This window comes from Geomonas sp. Red32, assembly GCF_023652955.1.
Lineage (GTDB): Bacteria > Desulfobacterota > Desulfuromonadia > Geobacterales > Geobacteraceae > Geomonas.
The window spans coordinates 216,472-231,454 of record NZ_JAKLOY010000003.1 but is presented as its reverse complement, the minus strand read 5'-3'; the positions used below and the strand labels follow the sequence as shown (position 1 = coordinate 231,454).

Genomic DNA, 14,983 nt, shown 5'->3' with positions numbered 1-14,983 from the left:
TCAAAGGTCGGTTCGATCATGAAAACACCCTTAGGAGAGTTACTGGTCGAGTCAGGGATCATAACCATCAAGACCTTGGAGCGCGCCCTGATCAGGCAGCACAAGCAGCGGCGGCGTCAGCGGCTGGGAGGCGTGCTGGAGGAGATGGGGGTCATCACCAGGGACGAGCTGATCGAGGCGCTGGCCAGCCAGCACGGATTCCAGACGGTACGGGAGCTCGCCTCCCAGAGCTACCCCCGTCAGCTGCTGGAGCTTGTCCCGGTGCGGTTCGCCCAGGAACGGGTGGTGTTTCCCCTGCGCCGCCAGCGGGAGGGTGTGGTGGTGGCCATCACCGACCCCTGCGACACCGACACCATCTCCGAACTGCGGGCCTACTGCCGTACCCGCATCATCCCGGTGCTCGCCACCCGGGAGGCGATCATCGCCGCCGTCAAGCGCCACTACCTCGGCGCGGAGGAGGTGAACGCCGAAGCCCCCCGGGTCCTGGTGGTCGACCACGCAACCGACACCACCTCCGAGGTCGCCGAAGCGCTCAGGAAGGAAGGGTACCAGGTGCTGATCGCCAACGACGGGGTGGAGGGGCTCGGCATCGCCTTCTCGCAGCGGCCGGAGCTCATCCTGTGCGACGCGGTGATCCCCCGCATGGACGGCTACGCGCTCATGCGCGCCATCAAGGCCAACCCCGCCACCGCCGAGATCCCGATGATCCTGTTGACCTCCAAGGCCTCTCCCGAGGAGGAGCACCGGGCCCTGAAATCTGGCTTTCACGACTTCATCGCCAAACCGATGATGATCATCAGGGTGGTCTCCCGGGTCAAGCGGGCCTTCGACATCATGCAGCAGGTGAAGGAAGAGCATGCCGCGCCCGCCGCCTGATCCGTTGCCGGGCTCCGGCAGCCTGCCGATAGTGCGGTAAAAACACATGAGAACGAAATGAGGGGCATCTTAACAGTCATCGACGGTAGGTAAATTCCTGAGAGACAAGCTTTTTATCCTTGCAGCGCTTGCATTTTCGAGACATTAAATTACACTAAGAGAGAAGTTTCAACCCGGCATTCCCATTAAACCGCACAAGGGAGGGGCGATGTACAAGGAAAAGAGAAACTTCGCCAGGCTGGCACTGCACGCCAAGGCAAACATACATTTGGATAACGAAATGATCGCGGGTGAAGTGGAAAACCTGAGCATGAAAGGTGTCTTTGTCACGGCCGCCAGGAAGGTCGAGATCAACGACACCGTGGCCATCACCATCTACCACACCCTCACCCCGCAGGTGCTGTGCGACCTCAAGGCGAAAGTCGTGCGGGTCACCGAAAAAGGAATGGGGTTGCAGTTCGAGAAGACCCTTTTGGACTGAGATCTCCAGGCACGGATTACCCGCGGGGAGGAGCCGGCCGGTTCCCCCCGCCTAACCCTTCCCCGCTTTACCGCCATTTCCCCACATCGTTTACGAGCCCCCCTTCCTCCGATCTGCCTCAGGCAGGAGTCAGCGTGAAATAGAAGGTAGCCCCCTTGTCAACCTCCCCTTCTGCCCAGATCCGTCCGCCGTGCCGGGTGATGATCCGCTGGACGGTGGTGAGCCCGATGCCGTGGCCGGGGTACTCGGCGCTGTTGTGGAGCCTCTGGAAGGCCTGGAACATCTTCTCGGCGTTGCACATGTCGAAACCGACCCCGTTATCCCGAACGAAGCAGGCGCGGCCGCTCCCCATCTCGCGGGCCCCGAACTCGATACAGGCGGTCTCCCTGAGGCGGGTGAACTTCCAGGCGTTTCTCATCAGGTTCTTCATGGCGATCTCCAAAAGCCTCGAGTCCCCGATGGTGGTTATCTTAGGCTCGATGACGAAATCGGCCCGGCGCTCCGGCATACCCTGGGAGAGCTCGCCCGCCGTTTCGCTGGCGATGGCAGAGAGGTCGACCAGCTCCTTCTTGAGGCTCTGGTAGGAGAGCTGGGAAAGCTCCAGGAGGGCCTCGATAAGCTCGTTCATGTGCAGGGACGACTTGTGGATCCGCTCCAGGTAGTCGATCGCCTCCGGGTCGAGGCGGGCGCCGCAGCGCTCCTTGAGGGCCTGGGTGAAACCGCAGATACGGGTCAGGGGGGCGCAGAGATCGTGGGCGACCGAGTAGTTGAAGGCCTCCAGGTCGCGGTTGATCGACTCCAGCCGGGCCCCCTGCTCGGTCAGCAGGCGCTCCACCTGCTGGGTCAGGGCCCCGAGCTCCTCGTGATCGGGACGGCGCAGGAGGAGGTCACGGATGCTCTCCAGCGAGTTATGGATGGAACTTTTAAGGTCCGCCGGGTTGGAGACCTCCAAAAGCGGGGGAAGCCCTTTTTCATTGGTCACATCACCACCTCCTGGGGGGCCGTTTCCTGCCAGCTCTGAGGCTCCCCTCTCCCCTCCACCGTGAAGCAGAGGGTTCCTCCCTGTTCGCTCTCTCGTGCCGCCCAGATCCTGCCTCGATGCAGGGTGATGATCCGTTGGACGGTGGCCAGGCCGATGCCGCAGCAAAGGTGCTCCGCGTGCAGTTTCCGGCATCCTGCCGGGTCGGGGGGGAGAAGCGGCGGCCTCGGGCCGTTGTCGCTCACGTAGAAGCTCCGTTCCCCGGCCGCGACCACGGTGCCGAACTCGATGACCGGGGCGGGTACCGCGGCCGTGTAGTTCCAGGCGTTCTCCAAAAGCTGCTCGAGAGCCAGCCTGAGGAGCCGCCGGTCGCCGCGCGCGCGGACCCCCTCCTCGATCCGGAAGGTCACCGAACGCTCTCCGCTTTTTCTCAGCCATTCGGCAATTTCGCGGGCCATGGCGGTCAGATCCACTTCTTCGGGCTCCATCTCCGCCGAGGCGAGCGTAGTGAGGCGTTCGAGGGCATTGATCCGCCCCACCATCTCGAGGGTGGCCTGCTGGATGCTGGAGAGGAGTTCCCGGCACTGGGGGGTGAGCGCGGGGGCGTGCAGCTCCTGCATCAGGGCGCAATGGGCCCCGATCTTGGCCAGTTGGGAGCTAAGATCGTGGGAAACGGCGTGCCCGAAGAGCTCGAGTTCGCAGGTGCGGGCCTCGAGCTCGCTGCTCAAGGACTTGAGGCCGACCTCGGCATCGATCCTCGGGGTCACGTCGAGCCCGGTGATCCAGTTGGCCCAGCCCTGGATGGGAACGTAGCGGGAGATATTGGACCAGGAGATGCTGCGTAACGAGCCGTCCTTGCAGCGAAGCTCCCACTCCCTGCCCCGGTAATGTCCCCCCTCTTCAGGGTGGGCCTCCAGCACCTCTTCCGCCCCCTCGCCGGAAAGGTGGAAGAGCTCCCGCATCTGCCGCCCCATCACCTCCTCCGGCCTGAAGCCGGTGATCCGCTCGAACTCGTGGTTGCAGGCGGACACCGAGCCCTCCCTATCGAAGGCCAGCATCACAGCCGGAAGGTGCTGCAGGATGGTCTGCAACCTTCGGCGGTGCTCGAGCAGCAGATCATCCTGCTCCTGGAGCCTCTTTTCGCTCGCCTTGAGGGTGTCCTCCTCCTGCCAGTTCTCGTAGATCTTGCGCGCCAGGGCGGCGTAAGCCTGCTCGAGTTCCTGCCGCATCCGCTCCCGCTCGGCCGCCGCGGTGGCACAGAGCTGGGATACCGCCAGCAGCAGATCGAGCTCGCCATCCGAGCGGCTACGCCGGGGGGCGTGACCGGCCGGCACGAAAAGGGGGTTGGGACAGATCTTGCCGGCGACGACCAGCTGCGGGTGGAGTTTGGCGAGTTCCAGGATGACCTCGGCGGGGAAAGCCCGCCGGCGGTACAGAGAAAGGATGGTGACGTCGAGTTGCTCGGCCAGCCGGTTGAGGAGCAACTCGAACTCGATCAGGAGCGCGGTAAGCGAGGGGTCCCCGGCCGCCCACCCCATGTCGCAGATGACCCGGGTGGCCCGGAAGCCGTCGGTCGATGCCATGGCGGAGAGGGAAGCGAGAAGCTCGATGACGCTCTTCGGAGTGAAGCTTCCTCCCTTGAGCCAGCACTCCTCCACCGGCAAAAGCTTAAGCGCCCCGATGTCGTGCTTCTGCCCCAGCACCGCGTTTTTAAGCACCCGCTCGAGGGTCTCTTCCCCGCCATGGAGGTAGAGACAGCGCTCCCCGAGGGAGAGCCCCTTCTGGATGAAGGGGACCACCGGGGTCAGGATCTCCTCCTCCCCGTCGTACAGCAGGCAGAGGTGGTGGTGACGTCCCGCCTCCTCGAGCCCCGGGAGTTGTATCGGTTCTCGTTGCGCCATTGCTCTCACCTTAAAATTATTTTCTCTTAATACTACTGGAAATGGGGAAAGGTGCAATAAACCGGTGCCGAAGGAGACGGGAGAACAGGGTAAGAAAACCGGCAACTTCCGCGGAGGAGAAGTTACCCGGACGCCGGCGGGGGAGAGCCCGAAAGGTGCCCAAGGAAGGGGGGAAGCGCTTACCGGTAACGAAAAGTCTTTGCAATTCAAGTTATTTATCGGGGAGAGCAGCAAGAAAGCGGAGAGGAGGCGGGATAACAGCCCCTCCTGTAAAGGGGGGCGCGGTAACGTTCTCATTAAAGTTCAGGCTAGACAGCGGGCCGGCTGTGTGATATACAAAACAGCGTTCTGTTATTTCCGGGGAGGATGAATGTCGAAGCACATCGTCGTCATCGACGACTGTCAGGTCGTGCTGGCCATGGCCAGCGATTTCCTCGAGGCGGCCGGTTTCCGGGTCTCCGTTGCGGACAACGGTGTCTACTCCAACCACCTGATCTACTCCAATACCCCTCCCGACCTGATCATGCTCGACGTGGTCATGCCGCTCATGTCGGGGGACAAGAAGCTCCGGCTGCTCAAGTCCCGCGACAAAAGCCGCCACATCCCGGTGCTGCTGATCTCCTCCAAGGACGAGGAGGAGCTCAGCAGGCTCGTCGACACCCACGGCGCCGACGGCTACCTCGCGAAGCCGTTCACCGCCGAGCAGTTGGTCGCCACCGTCAGGAACCTCATCGCCCCCGGCCCCGGGGGGGACCGGCCGTCCCGGATGAGGCGGGCGGCCTAAGCCGTTAGCGCCGGCCTCCCCCACGCCTTCCCCGCGGCGCCTCCTGCTGGCCGGGAAGACGCGCCAGGTAGACCACGTGCCGCAAACCGCCGCGGCCGGGGCGGTCCGTGGTGACCGCAAAGCCCGCCCCCTTGAGCCGCTTCTCGAACGCGGCGTCCACATTCTCCCCCCACACCGCAAACACCCCGCCCGGCCTCAGCGCAGAGCGGGTGAGCTCGATCGCCACGCTTCCATAGAGGGGATCCATCACCTTGTCGGAGCGGGAGTGGGGACCGGTGTAAAGATCGAGCACCACCGCGTCGAAACGCTCCCCCCCGCCGGCGCTCTTCATGATCACCCGGGAGACGTCCTCGATCTCCACGGTCACCCGGGGATCGCTCACCGCCGAAGCAGTCAGAGGGGCGAGCGCCCCCCGGCACCAGTCGACCACCACCGGGTTAAGCTCGGCCACCACCACGGCCGCCGAAGGGGGAAGCGCATCCAGCACCGCCCTCAGGGTGATCCCCATCCCGAGCCCCGCAACCAGCACCCGGGGAGCGGGATGCTCCTTCAGCGGCGCGCAGGCGACCTCGCCGAGTGCGACCTCGGAACGGTGCAGGGAACTGTTCATGAGCACCAGCCCGTTGACGGTGATCAGGAAATCCCGCTCCCCCCGCCTCCTAAGTTCAAGCACCCCGTCCGGGGTATGCACCCGGTCCAGTACCATCCAGGGTTGCGCCATCGAAAAACCTCCTTGATCGTTTGCTCCCTCTATTTTCTGCGCGGGCGCCTGAGCGCCTCATCTTCGGCCGCCTCCGCCTCGTCGAGGATGGCGAGATAGTTGCGGTAGCGCTCCGCCGAGAGCCGGCCTGCTTCCACCAGGGCAGCCACCTCGCACCCCGGCTCCTTGCGGTGGCGACAGTTGCGGAAACGGCAGGGGCGGCAATCCAGCGACTCGAAGCCGGGGAAATGCTCGGCGACCTCGGAAGAGGAGATGTCCACCAGGCCGAAATCGCGAAAGCCCGGGGTATCCACCAGCTCCCCCCCGCCGGGGAGCGCGTGCAAGGACGACACCGTCGTGGTGTGCCTGCCGAGCCAGCGGTGCTCGCTCACCTCCCCCACCTTCAGGTTGATGTCCGGGCAGAGGGCATTCATCAGGGAGCTCTTCCCCACCCCGGTGGAGCCGACAAAGACACCGCGGTGCCCTTCCTTGAGGAAGGAGGCCAACGCCTCGATCCCCTGCCCGGTGGCGGCGCTCAGCGCGAAGAAGGGAACCGTCCCGCGGTAAGTCCTCTCCGCCTCCTCAGCCGAGGGAACCGCCTCGGGAAGGTCGCACTTGTTGAAGATCAGGAACGGCTCCAGCCCGGCGGCGCGAGCGGCGACAATGGCTCGGTCGGCGAAACCGGGAGGAGAGAGGGGAGCCAGCACGATGCCGAGCACATCCAGGTTGGCGGCCACGAGGTGGACTCCACCCCGGGCGTCACGCCGGCGCAGCTCGCTTCGCCTTTCCAGGCGGTCGAGGACCTCGCCCCGGACCACGACCCGGTCCCCGACCACATGGCCGGAGTTCCGCTTGACCCGCACCATCATCCGTTCGCCGTCGGCCACCTGCACCTCGACGGCGACGCCGAAATGGGATACGATTACCCCCTCGACCGGGGATCCCTCCCCCGACTGGCACCGTTTGCTACTCATCCGTATTCCCACTCCGCTGCTTCACACTGTCTCCTTGGGTCCGCCGCCACCTGGGGCAAACGGAGGAAGAAACGGGAGCACGCACGGGGCCCCCATTTGACAAGCCGATTTTTTGCACCATCATCTAAACTAACTTCCGGTGGTACCGATAAGAGGAGGCATCAGAGCCTGGAGGTGGATCCTCCCCGCCATGCGGCCCAGGCCCTTTTCCTGCAATGCGGAGCCAAAGCTTGGGCGCCGCCCGCTCTTTAGGTGGTGGATCATGAACAAAGAGACCGTAGACGAAGCAATCGATGGATACGTAAACGAGCGCATGGTAAAGGACAAGGAAACCGCCCTCACCCACTTCCTGGCCCGCATCTACCTCAAGCAGCCGGCCGGCGAGATCGCCGAGGCGATGCGCCGGGTGCGGGGGATGACCCGCTACTACATCGAGCTCACCAAGGTGATGGTCAACCCGTTCAAGGGGCCGGAGGTTGCCTGGCTAGCCTCCATGGTCTTCATCGCCATCTATGCAGTGATCCTCATCTCCATGGATGACCAGCGCCTGCTGGGTATCGCCCTGCTATCGGGGACCCTGGTCAACGCCGCCTACCTGATCACCAGCGTGATCAAGAAGTGGTGCCGCCTCCACGTCATGCTCGCCATCTACGACGAGATCGTCCAGATCACCGACCACGAGCTGGAGAGCCTCGCCGCCCTGTAAAAAGGCCACCGCGGTAGCCAGTTCCGCCAGGCTGGCTACCGCCAGGTCCGCCAACTCCGGCCAGGCGAAGAGCCTGCTGGGGTCGACGTGGACCGTCCCCGCCCCCGCCGCACGCCCCGTTTCCAGGTCGAAACGATAATCCCCCACCATGACAACCTGGTGAGCAGCCACGCCCCAGCGCCGCGCCAACTGGTGGATCCCGTCCGGGTCCGGCTTGGCGGGGGCCTCGTCGCGACCGAGCACGTGCGAGGGGGGGAAGTACTGCGCGAGCCCGATCCGCCCCAGGGAGACCAGCGCGTTCTCCCGCGTATTGCGGGTCAGGATCCCAAGCTGCGCCCCCTGGGCATGGAGCAGCCCCACCAGCGTCCGGGCCCCTACCGCCGCCCGGCTGCGTCCCGCCAGTTCCATCTCGATGTCGTTGAGCTTCCCCCTGGCCAGCCGCGCCTCCTCCTCGGGAAGCGAGCTCAGGTAGGCGAGGATGTCACCCCCGTGGGGGACGCCGAGGGCCTTCCTGATGGCGTCGAAGTCATGCACCGCGACGGTGAGGGTGCCATCGAGATCGAAGACCCAGTGCCTGCTCGCCAGGATTGCTCCGGAGTGCGCGTTTTCCATAGCTCCCCTTGTAACAGATCCCGCCGAAAAGTTAAACGCCCAATAGACGCGCCACCGCATCCGGCAGGCATTCCGCGGACGAGGGGTTCACACCGGCCGCCGGCGGCGCGCCCGCCGGGAGGCCACCTATCCCCGCCGCCACCGGAGCTGCGCCTGTACCGGCCTTGAACAGCAGGTGTGCGAAAGGTGAACAGCGAAAAAAACGCCGGGGGGGAGTCTCTTTAATGAAATGGCCAGCTTAGCGTTGGCACGCTCCGCGCATTTAGCTTCATTAAATGAAATGCCGCAGGAGCGGCCGGAGGGAATTCCATGATGATGGCAGTGATCGCATTAGCAGTCGTGATGGTGGCAGCAGCGTTGCGGGTATCCGCAGTGGCCTGGGCCGGACAGTCGCGGCTGGTCCCCGGTACCATGCCGGGAGCCGGAAGCTCCGAAGAGGAGCTGATCCCGCCCCGCAAGGTCACCATGAGCGGTCGTCAACACAACAAGGGAGGTGAATCATGCTCAACGCCGTGGTAACGATTTTCGCACTGATCTCGTTTGTAGCCGTTTCCACCCAGGTGCTCTCCTACGTGAGGCACAAAAACCAGCACCCCTAACCCCCGCCGCCGACAGCTCCCGGTTTTCATGACCGCGGGGTCTGGAGGCCCACCCAGCCAAAGCAAGGGCGAGGCGCATTCTCCTCGCCCTCTCGCCATTTCTACCCGGGAAGTTCTCCCCCCTCCCCTTCGAACAGCGGCGCTCCCCCCATCACACCCTCCAGAAAACGGTCGATAGAGACGAAGACCTCGCCGGACCCGGGGCCCGCCAGGATCCCGTGGCGTTCGAACGGGAAGAGGCGGTACCCCTTCTGCCGGCTCCCCAAAAGTTCGAACAGGCGCCGGGAGCCCCGGGGATCCACCACCGGGTCCCCCGCGGCCTGCACCACCAGGACCGGCGTCTCTATCCCGTGCAGCTTCCCCTCCAGATCCTTCATGAAACGCCCCAAGGCCAGCACCCCGCTGACCGGGAGGCGGGCGTAGTTGATGTGCGGCCGCTCCGGGACGGTCTCCACGAACTCCTTCTTGGCCCACTGGTAACTGAAGGCGTCCATCAGCCGGTTCCAGACGGTGATGGCGGGGGCGAAGCGGGAGGAGATGTCCATGAGCCTAAGCGGCGGGCAGACGGCGAAGACCCCGGCGATGCCGGGAACCCGGCTGGCGCAGTCGAGGGCCACTCCGGCGCCGAAGGAGAATCCCCCGAGCACCACCCGGTCGCACAGAGCCTTCATCAGGGCCACCCCGAGGTCCACCGACTCCACCCAGTCCGCGCCGCTCCTCAGCGCGAGGTCGTCGGGCGAGGTGCCGTGCCCCTTCAGGCGCACCTGGTAGACGTAGCACCCCTTCTCGTTCAGGTAATGGGCGAGCTCCGCTACCTCGGCGGGGGCGGCCAGGAAGCCATGCACGAGCACCACCCCGACCTTGCGCGAGCGCCCCCTCAAAAGGACCGGGGCGCCGACCCGCCGCTCCTTGGTCTCCCCGTCCCGGTAAAATTCACGGTAGTCGGCCTCGAACTCGGCCAGCGCCTGGCGCTCCAGGAGGGCGGCCACCCGGGCGCGCACCACGAAAGCAGGGAGCCAGTCCATCAGGTGGACCTCCCGCTGCAGGGCGGAGAGCGGCATCACCTCGTTGGCGATCACCCCCAGCGGGTTCTCGATGCGGACCCGCTGCAGGTCGAAGGGGGCCGAGAACTTGCTCCGGTCCTTGTGGAGCACCCCCTCCTTCCTGGTGACCACCCCGGTCTCCAGGGCCAGCAGGAGGAAGTCCCGGTACTTGTGGTAGCGGTCGTCGGTGAGCAGGGCCAGCTGCCCCGTCTTGAGGCTTGTGTGGCAGTGGACCCGGCTCTTGGCGAGGCACTCAGAGGCGAGCAGGAAGACGCGGCGGCGCAGGTCGTCCTCGTCGATGCTCGCCAGCGGGTAGGCGCGGAGCAGCGAAGCGAAGAGATGATCGTGGTTGACCGTGGTGAGCCGGTAGATGGAGGACATGAAGCTCTCCATGAGCCGGTGCGCCTCCCGCCGGAGGTCGGGGAGCGAGGGAAGCGGGTCGTCGAACCCGAGCCCTCCCCGGGAACCGATGTCCCGGCTGATGGGAGGCTTCAGAAGGGATAGCGACGGGTCGAGCGGCTCGCCGAACCGGATATCGATGTCGACCCCGGAAAAGAGCATGCTCCCCTCGGTCAGCATCTCCTCCTTAAGGCGCGGCGAGGCCCCCTTGAGGTAGACGTTGGCCAGGGTGCCGAGGATGTTCTCCTTGGCCCTCAGGGGGTAGTAGGTGAGGTTGACCGGGACGATCCAGCACTTCCCGCTCAAGACCGGTCCCGGGTCCTCGATCCCGAACCGCTGCAGGATCCGGTCCGCCTCGGCGGGGTCGCTACTCGTCAAAAGGGAGAGGCGCTGGCGGTAGAATTCGGTCCTGAGCGTGAGGGTGGCGGCGCCCGAGTGGGGCCTGGTCCCGCGGGAGGGAAGCAGGAAGCGGCGCCGGAAATGGCGCTTGTCCTTCACCATGCGCCCCTCGGGGAAGATGATCCAGTTGGCTTCGCCGGTCAGAAGGGTCTTCACCACCACCTGATCGCGGTCCGGGCTCTTGGTCGAGATGGCCCCCATCATGTCGAGCAGACCGCTCAAGGGGCCGTCGAAGAAGGAGGCATCGGCCAGCGACCAGACCGGGTGGTGGGTCAAGAGGTGGATGTGGTAGGGAAGGAGCAGGGTCTCGATCCGGGTGAAGTGGTTGACCACGAAGATCACCCCCCGGTCGCGGGGGATGTTCTCCTGGCCGTGGACGTGTACCCTGAGGCGGGAGAACTTCTCCGCCATGGCGATCATCCGGCCGGTTGCGAGGTAGGCCATCCGGTTCACGGTCTCCCCCCCTTCCCTTCCAGCGAGGCGCGGAGCCGCCCCGGGCGGTTGGTCATGATGGAGTCGACCCCGAGCCCGCAGAGCCTTCTGGCGGCGGCCGGGGAATCCACCGTCCAGACGTGTACCTCCATCCCCCGGCTCCTCAGGGTCCCCACGAGCGCCTCATCGAGGACGGCCCGGTCGCGGCTCGCGAGCCCGTCGGCCGAGATCCCGGCCAGGGTGGCCAGCACCTCGGCCGGCGAGGGGCGCCAGTAGCCGCGGAAGCGGTAGTCGGTTAGCCAGCAGGCCCGGCAGTGGGGGAGCTTTTTCTTGATGAGGCGGATCACCTCGGCGTCGAAGCAGAGGAAACGAAGCCTCGACGGGTCGACCGTGTGCAGGGCCACCTCCCGGGCGACCGGCTCGACGAGCTCCGGGCCCCCCTTGAGCTCGACGAAGAGCCTCTTGCCGTCGGGGAGGGCCCCCAGCACCTCCCGCAAGGCCGGGATCCTCGCCCCGCGCCAGCGTTCCCCCTTCCAAAGCCCCACGTCGAGGCGGCGCAACTCGGCCAATGTGGAGCCCGCCACCGGGAGGTCGATCCCGGCGGTGCGGCCGGTACCGGCGTCGTGCAGGCAGACGATCTCGCCGTCGCGGGTAAGCTGGAAATCGGCCTCGATCCCGTCGGCCCCCTCCTGGAAGGCGAGCCGGAAGGAAGCGAGCGTGTTCTCGGGGGCCTCGCTGGAGGCCCCCCGGTGTCCGATGATGAGGGGGAGAGAAGGGGGCATAGGCTCCTCAGGGGGTGGAGGCGGCGGGAACCGGCCCGGCGGCGGTGGAGCGCTTGAGGAAATGGCCGTGGAGGGCGCTCACGCAGATGGTCAGGAACTTGGTCAGGTCGGAATCGTTACGGGAGGTCATGACGACCGGGAAACGGGCGCCGAGCACCACGTTGGCGACCTCGGCCCCCATGGTGAAGGCCCAGCTCTTGTAGAGGAAATTGCCTCCGGAGATGGAGGGGACCACCAGCACGTCGGCCCGTCCGGCCACCGGGTGCCCGGCAAGCCCCTTCTTCTCCACCGCCTCCGGGTAGAGGGCCAGGTCGTAGGAAAGCGGACCGTCCACCTCGGCGTCCGGCCAGAGGCGCTCGGCCAGGGCCTTCTCGAGGAGGGTGGTGGGGATCTTGTCCGAGGGGACCTCGTTGGCCTCCAAAAGGGCCACCCGCGGCCGCTCCACCCCAAGCCCCCGGGCCACCTCGATGGCGTTCTCGATGATGTCGATCCCGCTGGCGGGGTCCTGGTGCTGGAAGAGCTCGGGGTTGATGGCCGGGTCGGTCAGAAAGATCAGCCGCTCCACGCCGGGGAGCTCGAAGACGCTCACGATGGAGAGCCTCCTGCCGGTGCCGATCCCCTGCTCATGGTCGAGGATCGCCTTGGTGAAGGGGGCCGTGTTGATCCCCCCCTTCATGACCATGTCGGCCTTCCCTCCCCGCACGAGCTGGACGGCGGTACGCGCGGCCCGGCCGGCATAGTCGGGGAGATCGTCGGGAACCTCCACCAGGAGGTAGCGCTTGTCGAAGACCAGCTCGCTCCCGCAGGCCTCCCTGACCTTGGCAGCGCTCCCGACCAGGTACACGCGGTCGACGAGCCCCTCCTCGATCGCCTTGTTGAGGGCGGCGAGCGAACTGTGGTCGGGGCAGGCCAGGGCTACCTGCTGCCGGGTGAGGAGCTTGGCGGCCTCGATCACGCTCCGCATCCCGCGCCCCTTGGTGAGCCTCAGCATCGACTCGCTCTTGTAGATGACGGCAATGACCCGGGCAAGCGGGGTGACCGCCTGCAGCGAATGGGTGAGCCCCGAGTCGAAGTAGAGCGAATCCCCCTCGGCAAGGTGGTGGCTCTCCCCCCCGACGGTCACCAGCAGCTCCCCATTGAGGACATGGAGAAACTCCTCGCCGGGGTGGCGGCTCACCTCCAGGTCGTGGGGGGAGCCGTGGTAGAGGTCGATGACGAACGGCTCCAAGTGGCGGCCGGCGAAGGAGGGGGAGAGGCTCTCGTAGTGGAGAAGCCCCTTGCGGTCCACCCCCACCCGCTCGTTCTTGGCGGTCTTCACCACCCGGCTCTCCAGCTGCTCGCGGCCGAAGAGGAGGGTGGAGAGCCCGACCCCGAGGAAGGTGGAGAGGCGCAAAAGCTCGGAGATCCGGGGGGCGAGCCGGTCGCCCAGCACCGCCGAGAGCGTCTCGGCATCCCACCCGAGCGCCTCGCAGATGCTTTCCGCCGGCACCTCCCGGGCCTCGAGCACCGCCTGCAGATTAGGGCCGATCTTCATGGCTCCCCCCGTACCTCTTCGCCTGCTCCACCCCGGTCAACACCCGTACCCCCGCCTCCACCAGCGCCTCGAGCTCGTATTCCCCCGGCCGGATGAGGACCGGCGCGACGAAGGAGACCTTGGCGGCAAGCGCCCCGGTGAACGCCTGCGAGAACGCGAGCCCTCCCGTTAATAGTACCGCATCCACCTCTCCGTCGAGGGCGGCGGCCAGCGCACCGATCTCCTTGGCCACCTGGTACACCAGCGCCTCGAAGACCTGGGCCGCCTCCCGCTCCCCCCGGGCGATCCGCTCCTCGACCTCGGTCAACTCCACCGTCCCCAGGTAGCTGAAGATGCCGCCGCGGCGGGCGATCACCACCTTGAGCTCGTCGATGGAGCAGCTTCCCTTTTCCAAAAGGCGCAGGACCCCGATGAGGGGAAGGCCGCCGGTCCGCTCCGGGGAGAAGGGGCCGTCGCCGTTGAGGCCGTTGTTGACGTCCACCACCCTACCCTGCCGGTGGGCACCGATGGTGATACCGCTTCCCAGGTGGGCCACGATCAGGTTGAGCTCGCGGTAGCCGCGCCCGAGCTCGCGGGCAACGGCAAGCGCCACGGCGCGCTGGTTGAGCGCGTGGAACATGCTGGTCCGCTCCACCCCCTTCAGGCCGGAGAAGCGGGCCGGCGGCCAGAGCTCGTCGATCACCGGAGGGTCCACGATGCAGGCGGCTACCCCGTGGCGGTCGGCCACCCGCCGGGCGAGTACCCCGCCCAAGTTGCAGGCGTGTTCGCCGCTCACCCCCCGCACGAGATCGGCCTCGAGGAGGTCGTCCACCAGGTAGGTCCCCCCCGGCACCGGCCTGACCAGGCCTCCCCTCCCCACCACGATGTCGAAGGCCGCGGTGTCCCCCTGCTCGGCGAGGTAACCCTCCAGGGCCGCCAGCCGGTAGTCGAGCTGGTCCATCACCCGCGGGAAACTTTCGATCTCGGCGTGGGGATGCCGGATGCATCCCTTTACCAGCTCTCCATGGCGGTAGATGCCGATCTTGGTCGAGGTGGAACCGGGGTCGATGGCGAGGATGTTCATCAGGTTTCTCCGGGTGCGAACGGTTAAACGAGGCGGGCATTGCCGGCCGGAGCAGGGTAGCACCCCTCCGGGGTCTTGCGGAAGATTATAAGCGAATAAGGTGAAAGAAAAAGCTCAATATTTTTGCAGGACAGTCGATACCAAACCCATTCGGTCAGGATAGCGCTCCGGGAAAGGAGCGGCCGGCGATGATCAAAGCGGAAAGGAGATACGACATGGCGGTCGATGTGGTAACGGAAACTACACAGTACCTGACGTTCAAACTGGAAGAGGAGATGTTCGCGCTGGAAATCGCCAAGGTCCGGGAGGTCCTCGACTTCACGACCACCACCAAGGTGCCCCAGACCCCCGACTACATGCGCGGGGTGATCAACCTGCGCGGGAGCGTGGTGCCGGTACTGGACCTCAGGCAGAAGTTCGGGATGGCCAGGGCGGAGAAGACGGTAAACACCTGCGTCATCATCGTGGAGGTCGAGCTCGACGGCGAGAAGGTGGTGATGGGGGCCATGGCGGACGCGGTGCAGGAGGTGCTGGACCTGGAAGCCAGCCAGATCGAGCCTCCTCCCCGGATCGGCACCCGTCTCAACATCGATTTCCTGAAGGGGATGGGTAAGCACAACGACCAGTTCATCATCATCCTCGACATCGACAGGATCTTTGCCGGAGCCACCGCAGCAGCGAGCGAAGACGTAGAAGACCAGCGCCTGTCGGCGTAGTAC

General features: G+C 65.6%; 14 protein-coding genes and 1 pseudogene. 6 read left to right on the top strand and 9 right to left on the bottom strand.

Translation table 11 applies throughout. The features are described from left to right. The first annotated feature begins 18 nt into the window (after positions 1 to 18). Both L4X63_RS10310 and L4X63_RS10305 read left to right on the top strand, forming a co-directional pair. Complete coding sequence (locus L4X63_RS10310) at positions 19 to 876, top strand: response regulator (protein ID WP_250678546.1); 858 nt, start codon at positions 19 to 21, stop codon at positions 874 to 876. 208 nt (positions 877 to 1,084) lie between these two features. Further along, a complete protein-coding gene (locus L4X63_RS10305) occupies positions 1,085 to 1,357 on the top strand; it encodes a PilZ domain-containing protein (RefSeq protein WP_250678545.1) in 273 nt (90 codons plus the stop codon). Positions 1,358 to 1,475: 118 nt separating this feature from the next. On the opposite strand, the gene L4X63_RS10300 is transcribed toward L4X63_RS10305, so the two are convergent. Continuing rightward, entirely contained in the window at positions 1,476 to 2,339 is an 864-nt protein-coding gene (locus L4X63_RS10300) for a sensor histidine kinase (protein WP_250678544.1), read from the bottom strand. Continuing rightward, positions 2,336 to 4,237, bottom strand: coding sequence for an MEDS domain-containing protein (locus tag L4X63_RS10295; protein WP_250678543.1), 1,902 nt, complete (start codon positions 4,235 to 4,237; stop codon positions 2,336 to 2,338). The genes L4X63_RS10300 and L4X63_RS10295 overlap by 4 nt, the downstream gene beginning before the upstream one ends. Before the next feature lie 370 nt (positions 4,238 to 4,607). Here L4X63_RS10295 and L4X63_RS10290 point away from each other — a divergent pair, with 370 nt between their 5' ends. Further along, a complete protein-coding gene (locus L4X63_RS10290; protein WP_250678542.1) occupies positions 4,608 to 5,021 on the top strand; it encodes a response regulator in 414 nt (137 codons plus the stop codon). 4 nt (positions 5,022 to 5,025) lie between these two features. Here the strand turns inward: L4X63_RS10290 and L4X63_RS10285 are convergent, their stop codons facing one another. Next, positions 5,026 to 5,742, bottom strand: coding sequence for a spermidine synthase (locus L4X63_RS10285; protein ID WP_250678541.1), 717 nt, complete (start codon positions 5,740 to 5,742; stop codon positions 5,026 to 5,028). A gap of 29 nt (positions 5,743 to 5,771) precedes the next feature. Further along, a complete protein-coding gene (gene rsgA, locus L4X63_RS10280; protein ID WP_250678540.1) occupies positions 5,772 to 6,695 on the bottom strand; it encodes a ribosome small subunit-dependent GTPase A in 924 nt (307 codons plus the stop codon). Between the two features lie 262 nt (positions 6,696 to 6,957). Here rsgA and L4X63_RS10275 point away from each other — a divergent pair, with 262 nt between their 5' ends. Further along, entirely contained in the window at positions 6,958 to 7,401 is a 444-nt protein-coding gene (locus tag L4X63_RS10275; RefSeq protein WP_250678539.1) for a GSU0071 family protein, read from the top strand. A 96-nt stretch (positions 7,402 to 7,497) separates the two neighbouring features. On the opposite strand, the pseudogene L4X63_RS10270 reads toward L4X63_RS10275, so the two are convergent. Next, a pseudogene (locus L4X63_RS10270) lies at positions 7,498 to 8,013 on the bottom strand (HAD family hydrolase); the annotation flags it as partial. 309 nt (positions 8,014 to 8,322) lie between these two features. Between L4X63_RS10270 and L4X63_RS10265 the strand changes: the two are divergent. Then, a complete protein-coding gene (locus tag L4X63_RS10265; RefSeq protein WP_250678538.1) occupies positions 8,323 to 8,532 on the top strand; it encodes a hypothetical protein in 210 nt (69 codons plus the stop codon). A 181-nt stretch (positions 8,533 to 8,713) separates the two neighbouring features. Here the strand turns inward: L4X63_RS10265 and L4X63_RS10260 are convergent, their stop codons facing one another. The 4 genes from L4X63_RS10260 to buk are packed head-to-tail and all read right to left on the bottom strand — an operon-like array spanning position 8,714 to position 14,264. Next, positions 8,714 to 10,897 carry an alpha/beta fold hydrolase gene (locus tag L4X63_RS10260; protein ID WP_250678537.1) on the bottom strand — a complete coding sequence of 728 codons (2,184 nt, stop codon included), beginning with the start codon at positions 10,895 to 10,897 and terminating at the stop codon, positions 8,714 to 8,716. A gap of 5 nt (positions 10,898 to 10,902) precedes the next feature. After that, the gene (locus tag L4X63_RS10255) at positions 10,903 to 11,667 is read right to left on the bottom strand and encodes a glycerophosphodiester phosphodiesterase (RefSeq protein ID WP_250678536.1); all 765 of its coding nucleotides are present in this window, start codon (positions 11,665 to 11,667) and stop codon (positions 10,903 to 10,905) included. A gap of 7 nt (positions 11,668 to 11,674) precedes the next feature. Continuing rightward, the gene (locus tag L4X63_RS10250) at positions 11,675 to 13,201 is read right to left on the bottom strand and encodes a phosphate acyltransferase (RefSeq protein WP_250678535.1); all 1,527 of its coding nucleotides are present in this window, start codon (positions 13,199 to 13,201) and stop codon (positions 11,675 to 11,677) included. Continuing rightward, positions 13,185 to 14,264 carry a butyrate kinase gene (gene buk, locus L4X63_RS10245; RefSeq protein ID WP_250678534.1) on the bottom strand — a complete coding sequence of 360 codons (1,080 nt, stop codon included), beginning with the start codon at positions 14,262 to 14,264 and terminating at the stop codon, positions 13,185 to 13,187. The genes L4X63_RS10250 and buk overlap by 17 nt, the downstream gene beginning before the upstream one ends. A 215-nt stretch (positions 14,265 to 14,479) precedes the next feature. On the opposite strand from buk, the gene L4X63_RS10240 reads away from it, so the two are divergent. Beyond that, a complete protein-coding gene (locus L4X63_RS10240; protein WP_250678784.1) occupies positions 14,480 to 14,980 on the top strand; it encodes a chemotaxis protein CheW in 501 nt (166 codons plus the stop codon). The last annotated feature ends 3 nt before the right edge of the window (positions 14,981 to 14,983 follow it).

What these genes read in the sequence shown, in the direction of transcription:
- L4X63_RS10310 (WP_250678546.1), top strand. Translation starts at nt 19, where the DNA reads ATGAAAACACCCTTAGGAGAGTTACTGGTCGAGTCAGGGATCATAACC.
- L4X63_RS10305 (WP_250678545.1), top strand. Translation starts at nt 1,085, where the DNA reads ATGTACAAGGAAAAGAGAAACTTCGCCAGGCTGGCACTGCACGCCAAG.
- L4X63_RS10295 (WP_250678543.1), bottom strand. Translation starts at nt 4,237, where the DNA reads ATGGCGCAACGAGAACCGATACAACTCCCGGGGCTCGAGGAGGCGGGA.
- L4X63_RS10290 (WP_250678542.1), top strand. Translation starts at nt 4,608, where the DNA reads ATGTCGAAGCACATCGTCGTCATCGACGACTGTCAGGTCGTGCTGGCC.
- L4X63_RS10285 (WP_250678541.1), bottom strand. Translation starts at nt 5,742, where the DNA reads ATGGCGCAACCCTGGATGGTACTGGACCGGGTGCATACCCCGGACGGG.
- rsgA (WP_250678540.1), bottom strand. Translation starts at nt 6,695, where the DNA reads ATGAGTAGCAAACGGTGCCAGTCGGGGGAGGGATCCCCGGTCGAGGGG.
- L4X63_RS10275 (WP_250678539.1), top strand. Translation starts at nt 6,958, where the DNA reads ATGAACAAAGAGACCGTAGACGAAGCAATCGATGGATACGTAAACGAG.
- L4X63_RS10265 (WP_250678538.1), top strand. Translation starts at nt 8,323, where the DNA reads ATGATGATGGCAGTGATCGCATTAGCAGTCGTGATGGTGGCAGCAGCG.
- L4X63_RS10260 (WP_250678537.1), bottom strand. Translation starts at nt 10,897, where the DNA reads ATGGCCTACCTCGCAACCGGCCGGATGATCGCCATGGCGGAGAAGTTC.
- L4X63_RS10255 (WP_250678536.1), bottom strand. Translation starts at nt 11,667, where the DNA reads ATGCCCCCTTCTCTCCCCCTCATCATCGGACACCGGGGGGCCTCCAGC.
- L4X63_RS10250 (WP_250678535.1), bottom strand. Translation starts at nt 13,201, where the DNA reads ATGAAGATCGGCCCTAATCTGCAGGCGGTGCTCGAGGCCCGGGAGGTG.
- buk (WP_250678534.1), bottom strand. Translation starts at nt 14,264, where the DNA reads ATGAACATCCTCGCCATCGACCCCGGTTCCACCTCGACCAAGATCGGC.
- L4X63_RS10240 (WP_250678784.1), top strand. Translation starts at nt 14,480, where the DNA reads ATGGCGGTCGATGTGGTAACGGAAACTACACAGTACCTGACGTTCAAA.